This is a genomic window from Sphingomonas pokkalii (genome assembly GCF_003096275.1).
Lineage (GTDB): Bacteria > Pseudomonadota > Alphaproteobacteria > Sphingomonadales > Sphingomonadaceae > Sphingomonas > Sphingomonas pokkalii.
In genome coordinates this window covers 3,364,711-3,380,722 of record NZ_QENQ01000001.1, presented here as the reverse complement: position 1 = coordinate 3,380,722, position 16,012 = coordinate 3,364,711, and the positions used below count along the sequence as shown (strand labels likewise).

At 65.9% G+C, this 16,012-nt stretch carries 17 protein-coding genes; 9 read left to right on the top strand and 8 right to left on the bottom strand.

Translation table 11 applies throughout. The annotated features are described in order from the left end of the window. Nucleotides 1-5: 5 nt before the first annotated feature. The 5 genes from DD559_RS15520 to DD559_RS15500 all read left to right on the top strand — a co-directional run bounded on the left by DD559_RS15520 (nucleotide 6) and on the right by DD559_RS15500 (nucleotide 3,318). Nucleotides 6-767 (top strand): response regulator transcription factor, encoded by a 762-nt coding sequence (locus DD559_RS15520; RefSeq protein WP_206364515.1) that lies wholly within the window; start codon nucleotides 6-8, stop codon nucleotides 765-767. A 140-nt stretch (nucleotides 768-907) separates the two neighbouring features. Further along, on the top strand, nucleotides 908-1,369 hold the full coding sequence (locus DD559_RS15515; protein WP_116469982.1) for a VOC family protein: 462 nt from the start codon (nucleotides 908-910) through the stop codon (nucleotides 1,367-1,369). 332 nt (nucleotides 1,370-1,701) lie between these two features. Beyond that, on the top strand, nucleotides 1,702-2,172 hold the full coding sequence (locus DD559_RS15510) for a hypothetical protein (protein WP_116469981.1): 471 nt from the start codon (nucleotides 1,702-1,704) through the stop codon (nucleotides 2,170-2,172). A 40-nt stretch (nucleotides 2,173-2,212) separates the two neighbouring features. Further along, nucleotides 2,213-2,542 carry a nuclear transport factor 2 family protein gene (locus DD559_RS15505; RefSeq protein ID WP_116469980.1) on the top strand — a complete coding sequence of 110 codons (330 nt, stop codon included), beginning with the start codon at nucleotides 2,213-2,215 and terminating at the stop codon, nucleotides 2,540-2,542. Next, nucleotides 2,539-3,318, top strand: a complete 780-nt coding sequence (locus DD559_RS15500) for an SDR family oxidoreductase (RefSeq protein WP_116469979.1) — start codon at nucleotides 2,539-2,541, stop codon at nucleotides 3,316-3,318. Before DD559_RS15505 ends, DD559_RS15500 begins: the two co-directional genes overlap by 4 nt. A gap of 99 nt (nucleotides 3,319-3,417) precedes the next feature. Here the strand turns inward: DD559_RS15500 and DD559_RS20180 are convergent, their stop codons facing one another. Then, a complete protein-coding gene (locus DD559_RS20180; RefSeq protein WP_240610294.1) occupies nucleotides 3,418-4,101 on the bottom strand; it encodes a DoxX family protein in 684 nt (227 codons plus the stop codon). A 257-nt stretch (nucleotides 4,102-4,358) separates the two neighbouring features. On the opposite strand from DD559_RS20180, the gene DD559_RS15490 reads away from it, so the two are divergent. Beyond that, nucleotides 4,359-5,663: a DUF418 domain-containing protein gene (locus DD559_RS15490; protein WP_165831117.1), complete on the top strand. Its 1,305-nt coding sequence runs from the start codon at nucleotides 4,359-4,361 to the stop codon at nucleotides 5,661-5,663. 35 nt (nucleotides 5,664-5,698) lie between these two features. On the opposite strand, the gene DD559_RS15485 is transcribed toward DD559_RS15490, so the two are convergent. The 6 genes from DD559_RS15485 to DD559_RS15460 all read right to left on the bottom strand — a co-directional run bounded on the left by DD559_RS15485 (nucleotide 5,699) and on the right by DD559_RS15460 (nucleotide 12,194). Continuing rightward, the gene (locus tag DD559_RS15485; protein ID WP_165831116.1) at nucleotides 5,699-8,032 is read right to left on the bottom strand and encodes a serine/threonine-protein kinase; all 2,334 of its coding nucleotides are present in this window, start codon (nucleotides 8,030-8,032) and stop codon (nucleotides 5,699-5,701) included. Nucleotides 8,033-8,045: 13 nt separating this feature from the next. Next, nucleotides 8,046-9,338, bottom strand: coding sequence for an AAA family ATPase (locus DD559_RS15480; RefSeq protein ID WP_206364514.1), 1,293 nt, complete (start codon nucleotides 9,336-9,338; stop codon nucleotides 8,046-8,048). After that, on the bottom strand, nucleotides 9,304-10,242 hold the full coding sequence (locus DD559_RS15475; RefSeq protein ID WP_240610293.1) for an alpha/beta fold hydrolase: 939 nt from the start codon (nucleotides 10,240-10,242) through the stop codon (nucleotides 9,304-9,306). The genes DD559_RS15480 and DD559_RS15475 overlap by 35 nt, the downstream gene beginning before the upstream one ends. Before the next feature lie 10 nt (nucleotides 10,243-10,252). Beyond that, the gene (locus DD559_RS15470; protein WP_116470948.1) at nucleotides 10,253-10,996 is read right to left on the bottom strand and encodes a winged helix-turn-helix domain-containing protein; all 744 of its coding nucleotides are present in this window, start codon (nucleotides 10,994-10,996) and stop codon (nucleotides 10,253-10,255) included. A gap of 389 nt (nucleotides 10,997-11,385) precedes the next feature. Next, nucleotides 11,386-12,012 carry a response regulator gene (locus DD559_RS15465; RefSeq protein WP_116469974.1) on the bottom strand — a complete coding sequence of 209 codons (627 nt, stop codon included), beginning with the start codon at nucleotides 12,010-12,012 and terminating at the stop codon, nucleotides 11,386-11,388. Further along, nucleotides 12,009-12,194 (bottom strand): hypothetical protein, encoded by a 186-nt coding sequence (locus DD559_RS15460; RefSeq protein WP_116469973.1) that lies wholly within the window; start codon nucleotides 12,192-12,194, stop codon nucleotides 12,009-12,011. The genes DD559_RS15465 and DD559_RS15460 overlap by 4 nt, the downstream gene beginning before the upstream one ends. A gap of 340 nt (nucleotides 12,195-12,534) precedes the next feature. Between DD559_RS15460 and DD559_RS15455 the strand changes: the two genes are divergently transcribed. From DD559_RS15455 to DD559_RS15445, 3 genes are all read left to right on the top strand, one after another. Next, nucleotides 12,535-13,305, top strand: a complete 771-nt coding sequence (locus DD559_RS15455; RefSeq protein WP_240610292.1) for a response regulator transcription factor — start codon at nucleotides 12,535-12,537, stop codon at nucleotides 13,303-13,305. 138 nt (nucleotides 13,306-13,443) lie between these two features. Further along, nucleotides 13,444-14,223, top strand: a complete 780-nt coding sequence (locus tag DD559_RS15450) for an alpha/beta fold hydrolase (protein ID WP_116469972.1) — start codon at nucleotides 13,444-13,446, stop codon at nucleotides 14,221-14,223. A gap of 59 nt (nucleotides 14,224-14,282) precedes the next feature. Beyond that, nucleotides 14,283-14,825, top strand: coding sequence for a RidA family protein (locus tag DD559_RS15445; RefSeq protein WP_116469971.1), 543 nt, complete (start codon nucleotides 14,283-14,285; stop codon nucleotides 14,823-14,825). A 333-nt stretch (nucleotides 14,826-15,158) separates the two neighbouring features. Here DD559_RS15445 and thiE read toward each other — a convergent pair whose 3' ends face one another. Beyond that, entirely contained in the window at nucleotides 15,159-15,857 is a 699-nt protein-coding gene (thiE, locus tag DD559_RS15440) for a thiamine phosphate synthase (protein WP_116469970.1), read from the bottom strand. Between the last annotated feature and the right edge of the window lie 155 nt (nucleotides 15,858-16,012).

Sequence of the window (16,012 nt, the reverse complement as noted above, 5' to 3'; positions counted from 1 at the left end):
ACGCAATGTACCGCTTTCCGATGGGTGAATTTGCCGAACCGTCCAACCTCCCCCTCAGCCTCGGCCGCATTCTCGTCGTCGATGAAGACGAGCGCGCGCGCGATCGCATCACCGCCTATCTGCGTGACCATCGCTGGATCTCCGTCAGCGCAGGTGCGCGCGAGGTGGCACACCAGTTGCACAGCCGGCAGCTCAGCCTGATCGTGTTGAATGCGCGTCTGCAAAGCCGCGATGCGCTCGATGTGCTGCGGGAGATCCGTAGTCGCTCCGACGTTCCCGTGATCCTGTATGACGATCTCTGCCAGGACAGCGTTTCCGTCATCGTGGGGCTGGAACTGGGTGCCGACGATTTCATCGCAGGCACGCTGAACCCGGCAGAACTGGTGGCGCGCGCCCGTGCCGTGCTGCGGCGGCAGGACCTGGGACGCATTGCCGGTGCACCGCTGCGCGGCGGCTATCGCTTCTCGGGCTGGGAAATGCGGCATGCTGATCGCGCCCTCGTGGCACCCGACGGCAGCGCAATCGATCTCACCAAAGGGGAATATGGCCTGCTCGCCGCATTGCTGGAGGCACCCGGTCGCTCGCTTTCGCGGGTGCACCTGATGCGGGCCACGCGCGCGCATGACGACATTTACGACCGGAGTGTCGACGTGCAGGTCCTGCGGTTGCGCAAGAAGCTCGCCGCAGTGCCGGGCGGCGAGGCGCTCATCAAGACGGAGCGCGGTTTCGGCTACCGACTGGATGCCCAGGTCGAACGCCTGTTCTGACGCGCCCACAGCATCCAATTTACAATATTATCCAGACCAATATCTGACATGAATGTAACTTCTTATGGCAACTTTTGACCATAGCACGACAACACTGCCGCCCGCACGCCTGCACCATGCCGCCCATGTTTCCTCCGACCATGAACGCACGCGACATTTCTAAAGATATTCTCGGCATTCCGCTGACTGACTTTTGGATCGAGCGCGAGGTCCTGGGCGGGGTGGAGCATGTATTCGCCCTCGCCTCCTATGGCCTTGCCGATGGCAGTGCGCTGTCCTTCTTCCACTTCGCCGATCCCGAGCTCCAGGCGCGCTATGCCGCCAAGCCGCAGGGGCTTTTCGTCCATCTCGCACTGAAGATCGCACCCGAACAGCAGGTCGCCCTTCGGGATCGCCTCCAGGCGGCAGGAATCCCGGCCATGGAATTCGATCACGGCTATGCACGCTCGCTCTATGTCGAAGATCCCGATGGCCAGACGCTCGAGCTTTGCGTCGACCCGGAGCATCATGGCGAAGGCGCCAAGGAGAGCGCCCGCGATGCGCTGACCCGCTGGCTTGCGGGCGACCGGACCCCGAACAACCACCTGCCGCGCGCCGCCTGAGCGACCTGCCCCCGAGCGGCAGCGTCTGTCGCCCGGGTGGCACCTGCGGGTCCAGACGCGTTCCCGCACGGAACCACGTCAGGATCTCGCCCAGATCCGTTCGCCTTCGCCAGGAGGGCCGAGGCGCTGGCCATGCGAGCGCGGACCGCCGGCGCCTCGAACGGCTTGCATTCGAACGCGGTGGCGCCGTCCGCGCGGCGCACGATTATCCCACTTTCAGGCACAGCACATCCCGGATCATCCAGCTTATCCGAACGCAGGGTCGGGCTTATTTCCAGGCTTCAAGATGCGGTCGCCAATGCGCGCCGCCGCCCTGAAGAAGGAGGTGCGACATGCAATATTATCAGGTGTTCATCAGCGCCGAGCAGACGATACAGGCGCAACGCATTCTCGATGCGCTCATGGCCAAGCAACTTGTATCCGGCGGCCCCATCCTCGGCGGCCCCGCCAAGTTCCTCTGGAACTTCAAGGACAGTGACGTTCCCGAGCATCTTCGCGAGAAGAAGCTGCTTGTCGTCGAGCAGGATTACAAGTTCATCGTCACCTATACCCGCGAGGACCTGAAGGAAACGCTGGTCGACGTGGCCGAGGCGGCGTCGCTGGAAGAGGTCTGCATGATCTCCTTTCTGTCGATGGAGCCGAACCGCGCGCTCCGCCGCCTGCTCGACGCCACCTTCGAAGGACGCGAGACCGAAGTGTCTCCCGATGCGGTCGACGCCGTCGCCGCGCTGACCTTCGTGCCCAAGGCAATGATCCCGACGCGCACCAAGAGCTCCATTGGCCCGGAAGGCACCCGTCGCTGATCCGCGCCCTCGAACCCCACCTCAAAGAAAGGAACCTGCCATGACCCTCCAGCTTCCGCCCGCCATCGCGGCATATTTCAGTGTCGACAGAGCCGGCGACATCGATGCCATCCTCGCCTGCTTCACCGAAGACGCTTCTGTCCTGGACGAAGGCAAGATGCACCAGGGGCATGACGCGGTGCGCGCATGGAAGGCAAAGTCTTCCGCCGCCTACAATTATGTCAGCGCGCCCTTTGCCGCCACCAGCGACACCGACCAGACGATCGTCACCAGCCGCCTGACCGGCGACTTCCCAGGCAGCCCGCTGGATCTGCGTTATTTCTTCACCCTGCGCGCGGGCAAGATCGCCGCGCTGGAGATCAAACCATGAGCGCGTTCCTCAACCTGGAGGGCAAGAAGGCCCTGGTCACCTCCGGCACGCGCGGGGCTGGCGCGGCGACCGTCCGGCTCCTCCGCGAACTGGGAGCGGAAGTGCTGACCACCGCCCGCACGCGCCCGGCGAACATTGCCGAAGCGGACTTTGTCACGGCCGATCTCACCACCGCGCAAGGCTGTGCCGACCTCGCCGCGGCCGTGCAGCACCGTTTGGGCACGCCCGACATCCTCGTCCACATGCTCGGCGGCTCCTCGGCTCCTGCGGGGGGCTTCGCGGCGCTGGATGACGGCCAGTGGCAGCGCGAGCTCGACCTGAACCTGATGCCCGCGGTCCGCCTCGATCGCGCGCTGTTGCCGCAGATGGTTGCGCGGGGCAGCGGCGTGATCGTCCATGTGACGTCGATCCAGAACCGCCTGCCGCTGCCCGATGCGACCACCGCCTATGCGGCCGCCAAGGCAGCGCTGTCGACCTACAGCAAGAGCCTGTCGAAGGAGGTATCCCCGCGCGGTGTCCGCATCGTGCGCGTCTCCCCCGGATGGATCGCGACCGAGGCATCGGTGCATCTCGCCGAACGGCTCGGTGCCGAGCATGGCGGCGGCGTCGAGGCGGGCAAGCAGCTGATCATGCAGGCACTTGGCGGCATCCCGATCGGCCGCCCCGCACACCCCGAGGAAGTGGCGAGCCTGATCGCCTTTCTCGTCTCGGAACGTGCCGGCAGCATCACCGGCACCGAGCATGTGATCGACGGCGGCACCATCCCCACCGCCTGAGGTCCGACGCGGCGAGCACCCGTCGACCCCGCGCTATCGGCACCGGTCGGCGGGATGCTGCATCGGGTCTTTCTGTGCGGCGGCAGCTACCCTGCGACGTTATCGCCGCGCCGCTCCTGCTTGGGCGGGATGCGCGCGCGGCGCGGCCGCTGCGGACTCGCGGCGAGCAGATAGGATGGCGACCGCGAGCAAGCCGCCGATCATCCCAACATGCTCGCTCGAAACATGCAGTGCGATCGTCCGGAACGGCTCTTCCGATATCGCCCAGAAGCGGTGGACCAGCAGGATGGTCAGGCCGGTGAACAGGCCTAACGCCCCCGCGCCCAGCCACGCGGCGCGGTTCGCGATGATGAGGGCCGATCCCGCCAGTTGCAAGGCGATCGTCGCGATGTTGAAGGCCGCCGCCGGTTCGAGACCGGCACGTGCCATTTCGGCCACGCCCTTGTCGAACAGGAAGAGCTTGGACAGGCCGCTGGACCAGAAGGGCAAAGTCAACAGGCCCCGGGCGAGCCACGCCATCATCGGCGTGCGCAAGAGCATCGTGATGCGGTGCTGCACATTGGGTCTCCAGTGTCGGTTGCGCGGACGTGCGGACGGCGACTGCCTGTCCGTGCTCGCACCATGGGGGTTCGGTTGAAGTCGCCGATCCGTGGGATCCTGCAGGAATGCAGGCGTCAGCGCCGAAGGATAGTGCGCATGATGATACGCACCAAGACCTTCGAGGAGAACGTCCCAGACGAGACGCCACCCACCGGATGACGGACGATGATCACGATCGAGCATTTGATCCGGCTAGCCAATCGCTGCCACGGCAAGACTACTGCACCTCCACGCTTGGCTACACTTGCAATGCGGACTCGAGGCGCGTGGCCGGATCCCGAGCCTCCGCCGCTCGTGTTGCATTCGCGATGAAATCGCGACGGTCTGAAGCGGGAATGTAGCGAAGGCCCGCGCACGACGCGGTACGACCACAGGCAGAGTGCCCTCGCATGATTTCAACATCCCATGGGAAGGCAGTCGCCGCCCCTCCTGTTGCCCCCGTGTCCCGATCCGAGCGCGTGCCATCGCTGGACGTCTTGCGCGGCGCGGCGCTGCTCGGGATCCTGGTGATCAACATCCAGTCTTTCGCCGGCGCGCAGACTGTCGCCTTCAACGTGCCGCTGCGCGTCGTGGCGTTCGCCGGACAGCGTCCCGTTCTCAATGCAGCGGTGATGGTCCTGCAGTGGCTGTTCTTCGAGGGCAAGATGCGCGCCCTCTTCTCGATGCTGTTCGGCGCAGGCGCGCTGGTACTGCTGACCCGCATCGAACAGCGCGACGGTGCCGGCACCGCGGCGGACATTTTTCATCGGCGCAACCTGTGGCTGCTGCTGTTCGGCACGCTGCACGGCACGCTGATCTGGAACGGCGACGTTCTGTTCTTCTATGCGTCCGTCGCGCTGCTGGCACTCTACCCGTTACGCCATCTCGCCGGCAAATGGCTCGTCGGCATCGGCCTGGCGGTGGCACTCGTCGGCGGCACCTTCGGCGTCTGGACCGCGATGGACGTCGCCACCGCCTGGCCCGTCGCGCAGCTGGAGGAAACGGCGCACGACGCGATGGCGAAAGGCGAGCGCCCCGCCAAAGCCCAAGCCGAAGCCCTGGCCGGCGCGCAGGCGGAAAGGCGCGACCAGATCGCTGGCATGAAGGCTGCGCCCACCCCTGCGGCACGCGCCTACCTCGATAGCATCCCGGCGGCGGCCTATCGGGGCTTCGTGACGGCGATCTTCACCTCCGGCTGGATTCTGGAGACCTTGGGCTTCCTCATCGCGGGGATGGGCCTGTTCAAGACCGGTTTCCTGACCGGCCGCCTGTCTTCGGCACGCTATGTCGCGATCGCCGTGCTGGGATACGCCCTCGCCTTCCCGATCATTCTGGGCGGGTTGGCCCATGCCCATCGCTACGGCTTCAGCAGCGCCGTGACGACGGTGGCGATGATGGCACCCTATGAGCTCCAGACCATCGCAGCCTCACTCGCCGACGCAGCGGTTATCCTCCTGCTGGTACGGCATGGCACGATGCTGCCCGTCCAGCGCGCCTTGGCGGCAGTCGGCAGGATGGCGCTGACCAACTACATCGCCACCAGTGCCATCTGCACCGGCATCTTCACCTGGACGGCCACCCTGCCGACGGGGACGCTTGAACACTATCAGCTGATGCTGGTCGTCCTGTCGGTGTGGGCGTTCAACATTGCGTTCAGCCTGGTCTGGCTGCATTTCTTCCACTTCGGGCCGCTGGAATGGCTGTGGCGATCCCTGACCTATTGGAAGCTGCAACCGATGCTTCCCACGCGGAGAAGGTTCGCCTGATCGCAGGGCGTGGGCACAGGCTCATGCCACGCAGTTCACCCGCAGCGGCGATCGCTGAGGATCACGCGCCACTTGCGCCCGCGCCGCTCCTCGATGAAGCCGCCCGCGCGGCGCAGTTCGGTCTTGTCGAATTGCCCGTTCTTCACGTCGCACCGGTTCTGGAACACGGAAAGCACGCAGGCAGACTTGCTGGTGTAGCCGAGCGAGGTCCAGGCCCCGCGATAGCTGTAACAGGCGCCCACGCCGCTATTCTGCCGCTGGTGGCTCCTTTCGAGATCCCGCAGGTCGGCGATACCCTTGGGTGAATCCGCAGGGGGCACGGGCGCCGTACCGGCCATTGTCGCCGTCGGCTGCGGCTTGGTGCTCGCCGTTGGTTCGGGGCTTGGGCTCGGCGACGCCAGCGTGCTTGGCCCGCCGGGCGGCGGCGTCTCCACGGCAACCCATTCCGATCGGACGCGCCACCCCTGCGCCGCCGCAAGCGCACCGAGGCGCTCGGGCAAGCCTGCTTCCCGGCTGCCACCAAGGTCGAGAGGCCCGCGGCGGTCGACGAGCAGCACGCCAGCGGTACCGGTAGAGGCGAAGCAGGCGGCGACGTGGAAGCGGCCATTGCCGTTGGTATAATAGGCCTTCGCATTCTCTTGCGAGCGCGTGCGAAACGCGTCACGCCCCGCGACGAGCGAACGCACGCTGCCGGACGGATCGAGCGCAAGCAGTGCGAAATCGCGCGCGGGATCGCGTTCCTCGACCCAGATGTCGAGCTGCGCGCCGACCCCGCCGGGGCATGCAGGCCGAGCCTCGCCAAGCGAGACCCTGCTCGCTGAGATGCCCAGCCGATCGCCACCCGCACTCGGGGTATCGAACGGCTTCAGCGCGTCGATGAGCGCACAGCGTCCGGGCGGCAGCGGCATCACGTTGCTCGAGTCGAGCTGCCTGCCGGCGAGCCCGGCCTGGGTCGCGAACCCGCCGGCACGCTGGTCGAAGGAGGCGCGATCGCCCGCGGCACCGCTGAGGATCAACGGCGCGCCGCCGCCCCCTTCTCTTGCCGAGACCCAGGTGCAGGGCGCCTTTGCGAGCCCGGCAAGCAGCCGCTCGACCTGCACCTGCGGCCCGCCATCCGCGACGGGCTTTGGCACCGGCGCAGCACGAACCGGCGCGGGTGCGGGCGGCGGCGGCGAAGGCGGTACGACGTGCCACAATGCGAACCCGGCAACCGGCAGTGCCGCCACCCCCCATTTCACCTTGCTCCGCCGCTTTCGGGGTGTCGTCGCGGGGCGCTTGGCCGGGCCGGAGGCGCGCGGCGTCGGCGACGGGCTTGGCGTGCGGAGGGGGGCGGGATCGGGCGCGGGCACGAACATCGTTTCCGGCCCCGCCGCCTGGAGCGCATCGACAGGCGGCGGCGGGGGAGCAATTGGAGGGTCCGGATCGATCGCAGGGGGCGCCTCCGGCAGCTCCAGCGCGTCCAGGAAGGCCAGCACCTCGGCCATCGAGCGAATCCGCTCCGCAGGATCAGGCGCAAGCATCTGGCGGAACAGGGGTTCGAGCAGCGGCGGAAGCCCATCGAAATCCGGCCGCTGGCGGCGACGTTCGACAGCGTCGGCCAGGCTGGTGCCCATGGGGGGGGGCTTGCCCCGCGCATAGGCGAGCAGCACCAACGCGGTGCTGTAGACATCGGTCCACGGGCCCACCTGCCGGTCATAGTCGCCGAACTGCTCCGGCGCGACATAGCCGATCTTGCCTGCGAAGCCGTCCCCCAGCACCGTTTCGGCCGTGACATCGAGGCTTTTGGCGATACCGAAGTCGATGATCTTGGCGCGCTTGATCCGCCCGTCCGGAAGCAGCACGTTGTCCGGCGACATGTCGCGATGGATCGCACCATGGTCGTGCGCCGCCTGCAGCCCCGCCGCGAGCCGCCGCGCGAGCGTCACGATGGCGCCGACGGAGGGATGCGTGCCGTTGAGGTGGGCGGTCAGCGGCTCGCCGTCGATGAAGTCGGTGACGATGTAGTAGAGCTCGAGCACCGGATCGCGCGCCAGCACGCGATATTGTACGATCGCGGGGTGGGCGATCTGCGTGAGCACCCGCGCTTCCTTGCGGAACATCGCGATCACCTTGATGTCCTGCGCAAGGTGGCTGCGGATCGCCTTGATCGCGACGCGCTCGTCGCTCTCGACGTTGATGCCTTCGAACACCTCGCCCATGCCGCCGCGCGCGACGAAGCGCTTGACGCGATAGATGCCGTTCAGCACGTCCCCGGGCGCGAGGCTGGCCGATACCCGGCCAGCCCAGCCCCTACCCGGCATCGACACGCCGGCCCCGCCCTCGATGGCGACGACCGTACGGTCGCCGCCGGATTGCTCGCGATCGGTCACAGCCCCTGCCCGCTCATTCGGCCGCGAGCGCGGGCGCTTCGGCGCCCTCGACATCGAACCGATAGGTGAAGCCGGCCTCGTCGACACCGACATGGATGGCGATCACGGTATCGCCGGCGATCTGACGCTCGATCAGCCCGAGCGACAGCTCCGGGAGCAGCGTGTTGGTGAGGATCGCGTCGATCATGCGCCCACCCGAGGCGACTTCCTCGCAGCGCGACACGATCAGATCGATCGTCGCCGGCGCGCAGATCAGGGCGGCGTTGTGGTTCTCCGCAACCCTGCGGACGATGCGGGCGAGCTGCAGTTCGACGATTCGCCGGAGCATCGTCTGCGAGAGCGGCACATAGGGCAGCACATTCAGCCGTCCGAGCAGCGCGGGCGGAAACACCCCGAGCAGTTCGGGGCGTAGCGCGCTGGCCAGCGCCTCGGGTGCCGGCGCGGTTTCCTCGTCCTCGCACAACGTCGCGATGAGGTCGGTGCCGACATTCGAGGTGAGCAGGATCAGCGTGTTGCGAAAGTCGATATAGCGCCCTTCGGCGTCCTCCATATATCCCTTGTCGAACACCTGGAAGAACATCTCATGGACGTCCGGGTGCGCCTTCTCGACTTCGTCGAGCAGCACCACCGAATAGGGGCGGCGGCGCACCGCTTCGGTCAGCACCCCGCCCTGCCCATAGCCGACATAGCCCGCGGGCGCGCCCTTGAGCGTCGAGACGGTGTGCGCTTCCTGGAATTCGCTCATGTTGATCGTGATCAGGCTGTCGTCGCCCGCGTACAGCAGTTCGGCGAGCGCATGCGCGGTCTCGGTCTTGCCGACACCCGAAGGACCGCAGAGCAGGAACACCCCCACCGGCTTGTCCGGATTGTCCAGCCGGGCGCGGTTGGTGCGCAGCCGTCGGGCGATCGCCGCCATCGCATGGTCCTGCCCGATCACGCGGCGCTTGAGCCGATCCTCCATCTCCAGCACGGCGGACAGCTCGTCCTTGACCATCCGCCCGACCGGAATGCCGGTCCAGTCCCCGACGACCGTCGCGACCATCTCGGCGGTCACCTCGCCATGGACCATCTCGCGCTCCCCACGCGCCGCCTCCGCCGCCGCGAGCGCATCCGCACCGTCGGCCGAATCGCGCAGGGCCAGCCGCGCCTGCGCCACGGCGGCAACCGCCGCGCGCTCCTCCGCCCATCGCAACTCGAGCTCCGCCAGGGCCGCGCGCGCTTCCGCAAGCGCCTCTATGGTGGGCGCGATCCCGACGAACAGCCGGTAACCGCTACCGAACCTTTGCCACGCTAGGGGCGCTACCAATGTCCTGTGCCGCGCTGTCGATCACCCGGGCGATGGCCTTGGGCTGCGTCATGAAGACGGCGTGGCTGCCCGGCACTTCGGTGATCTTCGCGCCGATGCGCTTTGCCATGTGCATCAGCATCCCCGCGCCGAAGGCCTTGTCCTGCTTGGCGATGACGGCCCAGCTGGGCCGGGTGCGCCAGGCGGCCTGGGTGAGCCGCGTGCCGAAGACGGACATGTTGATCGGCACCTGGGAATCGCGCAGGAACGCGGCATCGGCGTCATTCGTATCGGCAGCAAAGCCGGCCTTGAATCGCTGCAGGTCGATGAACCCGTAGCCGTCGCTCTGCTTGTCGATCACGAATTCGGAAGCCGGCGGAAAACCTTCATATTGCTGCGCGGTCGTCTCGCCGGCATCGGGCGCGAGCGCGGATATGTAGACGAGCGCCTTGACCTTGGGGTGGACGCCCGCAGCCGTGATGACCGTGCCTCCCCAGCTGTGACCAACGAGGATCACCGGCCCGTCCTGTCGTTCGATCACCCGCGTCGTCGCATCCACATCCTCCTTCAACGACGTCAGTGGATTCTGGACGATGGACACCCGATAGCCTCGCGCCGTGAGCACATCATACAGCCCCCGCCAACCCGATCCGTCCGCAAACGCCCCATGCACCAGAACGATGCGGGCGGTTGTCGACGGTGCCGTGGCGGTCTGGGCCTCGGCGGCTGGGATCATCCACAGCAGGGCAGCGGCGGCAATCGCCGTGCGTGCAAGGGTTTTTCGCATCATAATGTCTCCTAGGAAAAAGGCGCACGTGCGCCGCTGTGAAGTTGGCTGACCGGCACTGCCTGCGTCCGCCGGTGATCTCGCGACGGCTTCCGCGGCATCGGCTGCTCGCGATGATGTCGCATTGCGCTCGTCCATTGCGGCGGCGTCAGAATAGGGGCTCGACCCGGGCGTCCAGCGCATAGCCGACGCCCCGCTCGGTTCGTATCAGGCCCCTGCCGGAGGGATGGCTTTCCAGCCTGCGCCGCAGCCTGAGAATCTGCACGTCGATGCTTCGGTCATACACATCCTCTTGCGTCCTGGTGGCGCGCATCAGGTGCACCCTCGAAAGGGTGCGGCCCGGCGCCACCAGCAGCGCCACCAGCAGCGCATATTCCCGCTTCGTCAGGCTGACGTCCGCTCCGCCCGGGGCCTTGAGCTCTCGTGTCGCATTGCGGAGTTCCCACCCGCGAAAGGCATATCCGCCGCGGGAAGATGCGATGACGGAGCGCCCCAGTTCCTGCCGCCGAAGGATCGCGCGGGCGCGCGCCAGCAACAGGTCGAGGTTGAGGGGGCCGCTCAGGACGTCGTCCGCCCCCAGTTCGAGCCAGATGATCCGATCGACGTCCGCTTGGGGGCCATCGGCGTACAAGATCACGGGAACGTCCGAGCGGGCTCGGATCTGCCGCAGGATCTCCACCCCGTCCACCGAGCCCAGACGCACGTTGAGGGTGATCAGGCCGAACGACGGGCCGCGGATGTGGCGCAGCACCTCGGACGCCCCGCAGCCCATCGGGGAGCATTGGCGATCGACGAGGTAGGACAGGATCGCACCGCGCCGGCCGAGATCTTCCTCGACGACAAGAACGCGTCCGATCCCCGCGGGTCCGGCGGAGGAAATCGGATGTTCCATGTCCTCGTCGAAGGGCGATACGGAGTGGTACATGCCGGCAACGTCTCAGCTTCGCGGCGAGAGGCGTCGCGGCCGGCGGGCGGTACGGATCCGGTTTGCGACATGCGCGCCGATGGATGCCGACACGTACGGCGTGCCTGATATGCCTGCGCGCGACGTTAAAGCTCGGCTTCGTACAGGTTGCGGAGGACGCGTCATTTCTGAAGTCCTTTCAACGCCAAGGGCCTCTGAGGTCGCCAGAAGGTGGCAAATGAAAGGGCGCGCGCCAATCGTGCGAAGTGGTTGGTCGCTTTGGAGAATTTATGGGTTTGCCGGCAGCCGCCCAATACGAAAACGCGCCGCACCCCATCCCCGAGGACAGGTAGACAGGCGACACCGTAGGGCCCGCGCTATAGCGTGATGATTCCCCGCCGGAGGGCGGTGGTGACAGCCTGCGTCCGGTCGTTGACCCCGAGCTTCTGGAAGATCGTGCGCAGATGCGCCTTCACGGTCTGTTCGGAGACGGACAGTTCATGCGCCACCACCTTGTTGGCCTTGCCCGCCGCGACCAGCGCCAGGATGTCGACCTCCCGGGCGCTCAGCGGCTCTTCGGCGGCGTGCAAGGCGATTTCCTGGGCCACGTCCGCGGGGATATAGCGTCGCCCGCCGTGTACGGCGCGAATGGCGCGCAGCAACTCGTCGATCAGCGAGCTCTTGAGCAGATATCCGGAGGCACCTGCCTTGAGCGCTTTCACCGCCTGCACGTCGCCGGGATAGGTTGTCAGAACGATGATTCGGGCATGGGGGGCGCCGCTGCGGATGCGCTGGATCGCCTCGATACCCGCGAGGACGGGCATCTGAAGGTCCATCAGCGTCACGTCGGGCCGCATGCGCACGAAGGTCTCGACCGCTTCGGCACCGTTCGTCGCCTCGGCAACCAGCTCGATGTCGGGTTCGGGCGCAAGGATCCCGGCAATGCCCTGTCGCAACAGGACATGGTCATCGACCACCAGGACGCGGATCGGCGGCGACGTCATCGCCGGACCAGCCTGCGGATGCGATGCAGCAGGGCATGAACGCCGACGCCCCGGGCGAGCAACTCCTCCGGGAGGCCGATGCCGTCGTCGCGCAGCAACAGGCTCGGCCTTCCATGTTCCCACATCAACAGGATCTCGATTTCACGCCCATATGCGTGTTGCCGAATGTTGTGCATCAGCATTGTCGAACCAGCCCCCTTTCCCCAAACCATGCTCCCTCGCCCGGAAGCAGGGAAATAGCCTACCTCCCCCATACTGCATCGGCACCTCCAAAAGACCAACTCGGCGGTACCTCGTCTCGGGATGCCGGGATGTAGGAGGCTCTGCTAGCCGGCACGATGTGAACCATTGCTTCCCCCCGCTTTCCTGCAGGGCATAGCGGCGCGGGCCCGTGCGGAGCGTCCCCGAGAAAGCCTCCACCCAAATGGCGGATGTAACGCTAACCCGACTTGGGGTGTCCCCGCCCGTTGCCGCGTGGGAAACTGCCGGCAGATCGAAGCGGATGCGATGAAGGGTCAAGAGATGCATACGATCGACCGCACTGGGCTGGAGATGCAATCCGCATTCTGGCCGAAGGTTGGTAAAGGCGACAAAAGTAGACAGGCGCCGTTCGTCGGTGCGCAGGCGCCTTTGGAATCTTCGAATAATGTCGATGACCAATGCACCGCCCCCTTAGTCGTCGTCGTCGATGACGATCCGATGGTTCGCGACGTAATCATATCCCTTCTGGAAACCGTCGACATCGAAGTCCTCGCCTTTGGCTCCGGCAGGGAGATGCTGCAGGCCGATTTGCCGGACCGTGCCGGCTGCTTCGTTCTCGACGTCCGCATGCCAGGTCTTAGCGGCCTCGACGTGCAACAGATCCTCCTCTCGCAGGGAAACAGCCGGCCGATCGTGTTCCTGACTGGCTATGGCGACATTGCGATGAGCGTGCAGGCGATGAAGCTGGGCGCAGTGGACTTCCTCACGAAGCCGTTTCGCCACCAGGCGCTCCTCGATGCAGTCGCTCGCGCAACGGAGCAGGATCGCAACCGCCGCATGGCCGACGAAATCGCCAAGCGCCGTGCCGCCAGGCTGGCAATGCTGACGCCCCGCGAACGTCAGGTCCTGCGCGCGGTGGTGACCGGACGCCTCAACAAGCAGATCGCACACGAACTCGGGATCAGCGAGATTACGGTCAAGCTTCACCGAGGAAGCATGATGCGGAAGCTAGGAGCATCCTGCGTGGGCGATCTGGTCCGCTTTTGGGAGTGGCTCCCGCCGGTCTGCGACCACCGGCTCGCGGGAAGCTGACGCGCCGACGGTGCACGCAGCTCGAGGGTGCCGTCGCAAGAATATTATCGCGATAACTATTTTTGCTAGACAGAATCGATGCGAGTTGTCTAAAATACAGATATCGCGATAATTATTATCGCACTAAGGAATATAGCCATGAACATTCGTCACGCCATTCTCGCCGCCACCGCAACCGTCGGCTTCTCGGGTGCGGCCCATGCACAAGCCGTTAAGAACATCGTGCTCGTCCACGGGGCTTTCGCGGACGGATCGGGATGGAAGGGTGTATATGAAGAGCTCACGTCGCGCGGCTACCACGTCAGCATCGTTCAGAATCCACTGACCTCGTTCGACGACGACGTCGCCGCCACGAACCGCGTCCTGGCCCGGCAGGACGGCCCCACGATCCTGGTGGGCCACAGCTATGGTGGCAGCGTCATCACCCAGGCGGGCGGCAGCAACAAGGTTGTTGGCCTGGTTTACGTCGCGGCCTTCGCGCCGGAAGTTGGCACGTCCACCCTCGACCAATATGCCGAGGTTGCGCCGCCACCGAACTTCGTTCCCGAAGAGACCGCGGATGGCTTCGCGTTCCTCAACAAGCAGAAGTTCAAGGCGGGTTTTGCCGCCGACACCAGCGAGGAGGTAGGCGCCTTCCTGCGGGACAGCCAGGTCCCGGTCGCCATGGCCGCGCTGAAGGCGAAAATAGCCTTTGCCGCATTCAAGTCGAAGCCCAGCTGGGCAGTGGTCGCCACCGAAGACGGCGCGATCGACCCCAAGCTGCTGCGCAGCACGGCACACCGGATCGGCGCGATCACCACGGAAGTGAAGGGTAGCCACGTCGTGTTTCTGACCCAGCCCAAGGCGGTTGCGGACGTCATCGATCAGGCCGCCAAGGGCGCGCTGACCACCAAGCCGCACGCCGCCGCGGCGAAGTGACCGAAAGAAGCGCCGCGCCTCGCAGGAGGCGCGGCGCCTTCGCACAGGAGAGACATGCAATGCTGCTCAGAACCTGCCCGGCGGTCCTGCCGGTCATTCTGGCCTTCGCCGGGCCTGCCCAGGCGCAAGCGATCGAGCGGTTCGAGCGCCACGCCACGCTGCCGATAGCGAGGACCGTGCAGGTGCCGCAGACGGCGGAGACGCTCTACTTGAGCGGCGAGGTGGCGTCTCCGATCGCGGCAGCCGGCGCGCATGGCGAAGCTCCGGAATTTGGCGACACCGAAACGCAAACATTGAGCGTGTTCCGGAAGATCGAGCGGACGCTGCGCGATCGCGGCTATGCTCTGGGCGACGTGGTGAAGCTGACGGTGTTTCTCGTCGGCGTTCCCGAGAAGTCGGGTCGCTTGGACATGGATGGGTTCACGCGCGCCTATGTCCGATATTTCGGTACTGCCGCGCAGCCTCACCTTCCCGCCCGCTCGACGGTGCAGGTTGCCGGGTTGTCGCAGCCTGGCTATCTGGTCGAAATCGAAGCGACCGCCGCCAGAAGCGGGAGAGCGATGCTTGGTGATCTTGCAAGGCCGGCCCCTAGCCACGACTGACCGCGCATTCTTTGCCCCGCTTCGCTTACAGGACTCATATCTAACGCTGAAACCCGCAGAAAATCGTCAGTTCTTCCAGGGCCTGAGATCCGTGGCCCCTTGCGCCTGATTTTCGGTGACCGCCGCGCCGTTCAGTGAAGAGCACCGCGTCGGTGGAGTGGCTTCTATGCGGGAGGTTCCGACCGGTCAACGCCTTTTTGCATTTTTATGTCGTTTTTTCCGGAATCGCCCTTCAACCTTTTGAAATAAAATGATTTTATCGGGTCGAGAAATCCGGCGGCGATGACGGATCGATGACGCTCGCCGCCGAATCATCCGCGAATCCGGCTCGAATCAGCCCTGCATCCCCGGAATCGCGGCAAACGCACGCACCGCTTCGGCCTCGTCGTCGCCCCAGATCGCACCGCTGACCGCGAGGAAGTCCGCACCCGCTGCCACCAAGGGAGCCGCGTTGGCCGGGGTGATTCCCCCGATCGCCACGCAGGGGATCTCGAACAGCGCCGACCACCAGGACAGAATCACCGGCTCAGGGCGATGGTTCGTTTCCTTGGTGCTGGTCGGATAGAAGGCACCGAACGCCACATAGTCGGCGCCTGCCTCCCCGGCCTCCATCGCGAGATGGCGGCTGTCGTGGCAGGTCACGCCGATCTGGACGTTCGGCCCGAGAATCGCGCGCGCCTCGCGCGCGTCGCCATCCTCCTGGCCGAGATGGACGCCATCCGCGCCAATGCGCTTCGCCAAGCTGACACTATCGTTCACGATGAAGGCGACATCGGCGTCGGCGCAGATCCGCTGCAGCGGTTCGGCAAGCTTGGCCGCCTGATGCTGGTCGACATGCTTCACGCGGAACTGAAAGGCCGCGACCGGCCCGGCATCGAGCGCGCGACGCAACCGATCGGCAAAGCCGCCGGTCACGTCCAGCGGCGAGATCAGATAAAGCTGGCAGGGCGGCCGACGATCGTCGCGGACGAATTTCTCGGCAAAACCTTCGAGGTTCGCTTCGTCTTCGAGATCGTCGAAGGGGTCGGACATGGGATACTCCGCTGCTGAAATCGGGCGGAACTCTACCGCCTTTGGCGGCTGGCCTTCCACCCCCTGTCCGTCGGGGTCAAGCAGCGGGTACGGCGCACGGCGCCGCGGCAGTTATACGGCGGCGCCGTCCGGGGAGAACCCCGTCGGCGCCGCCG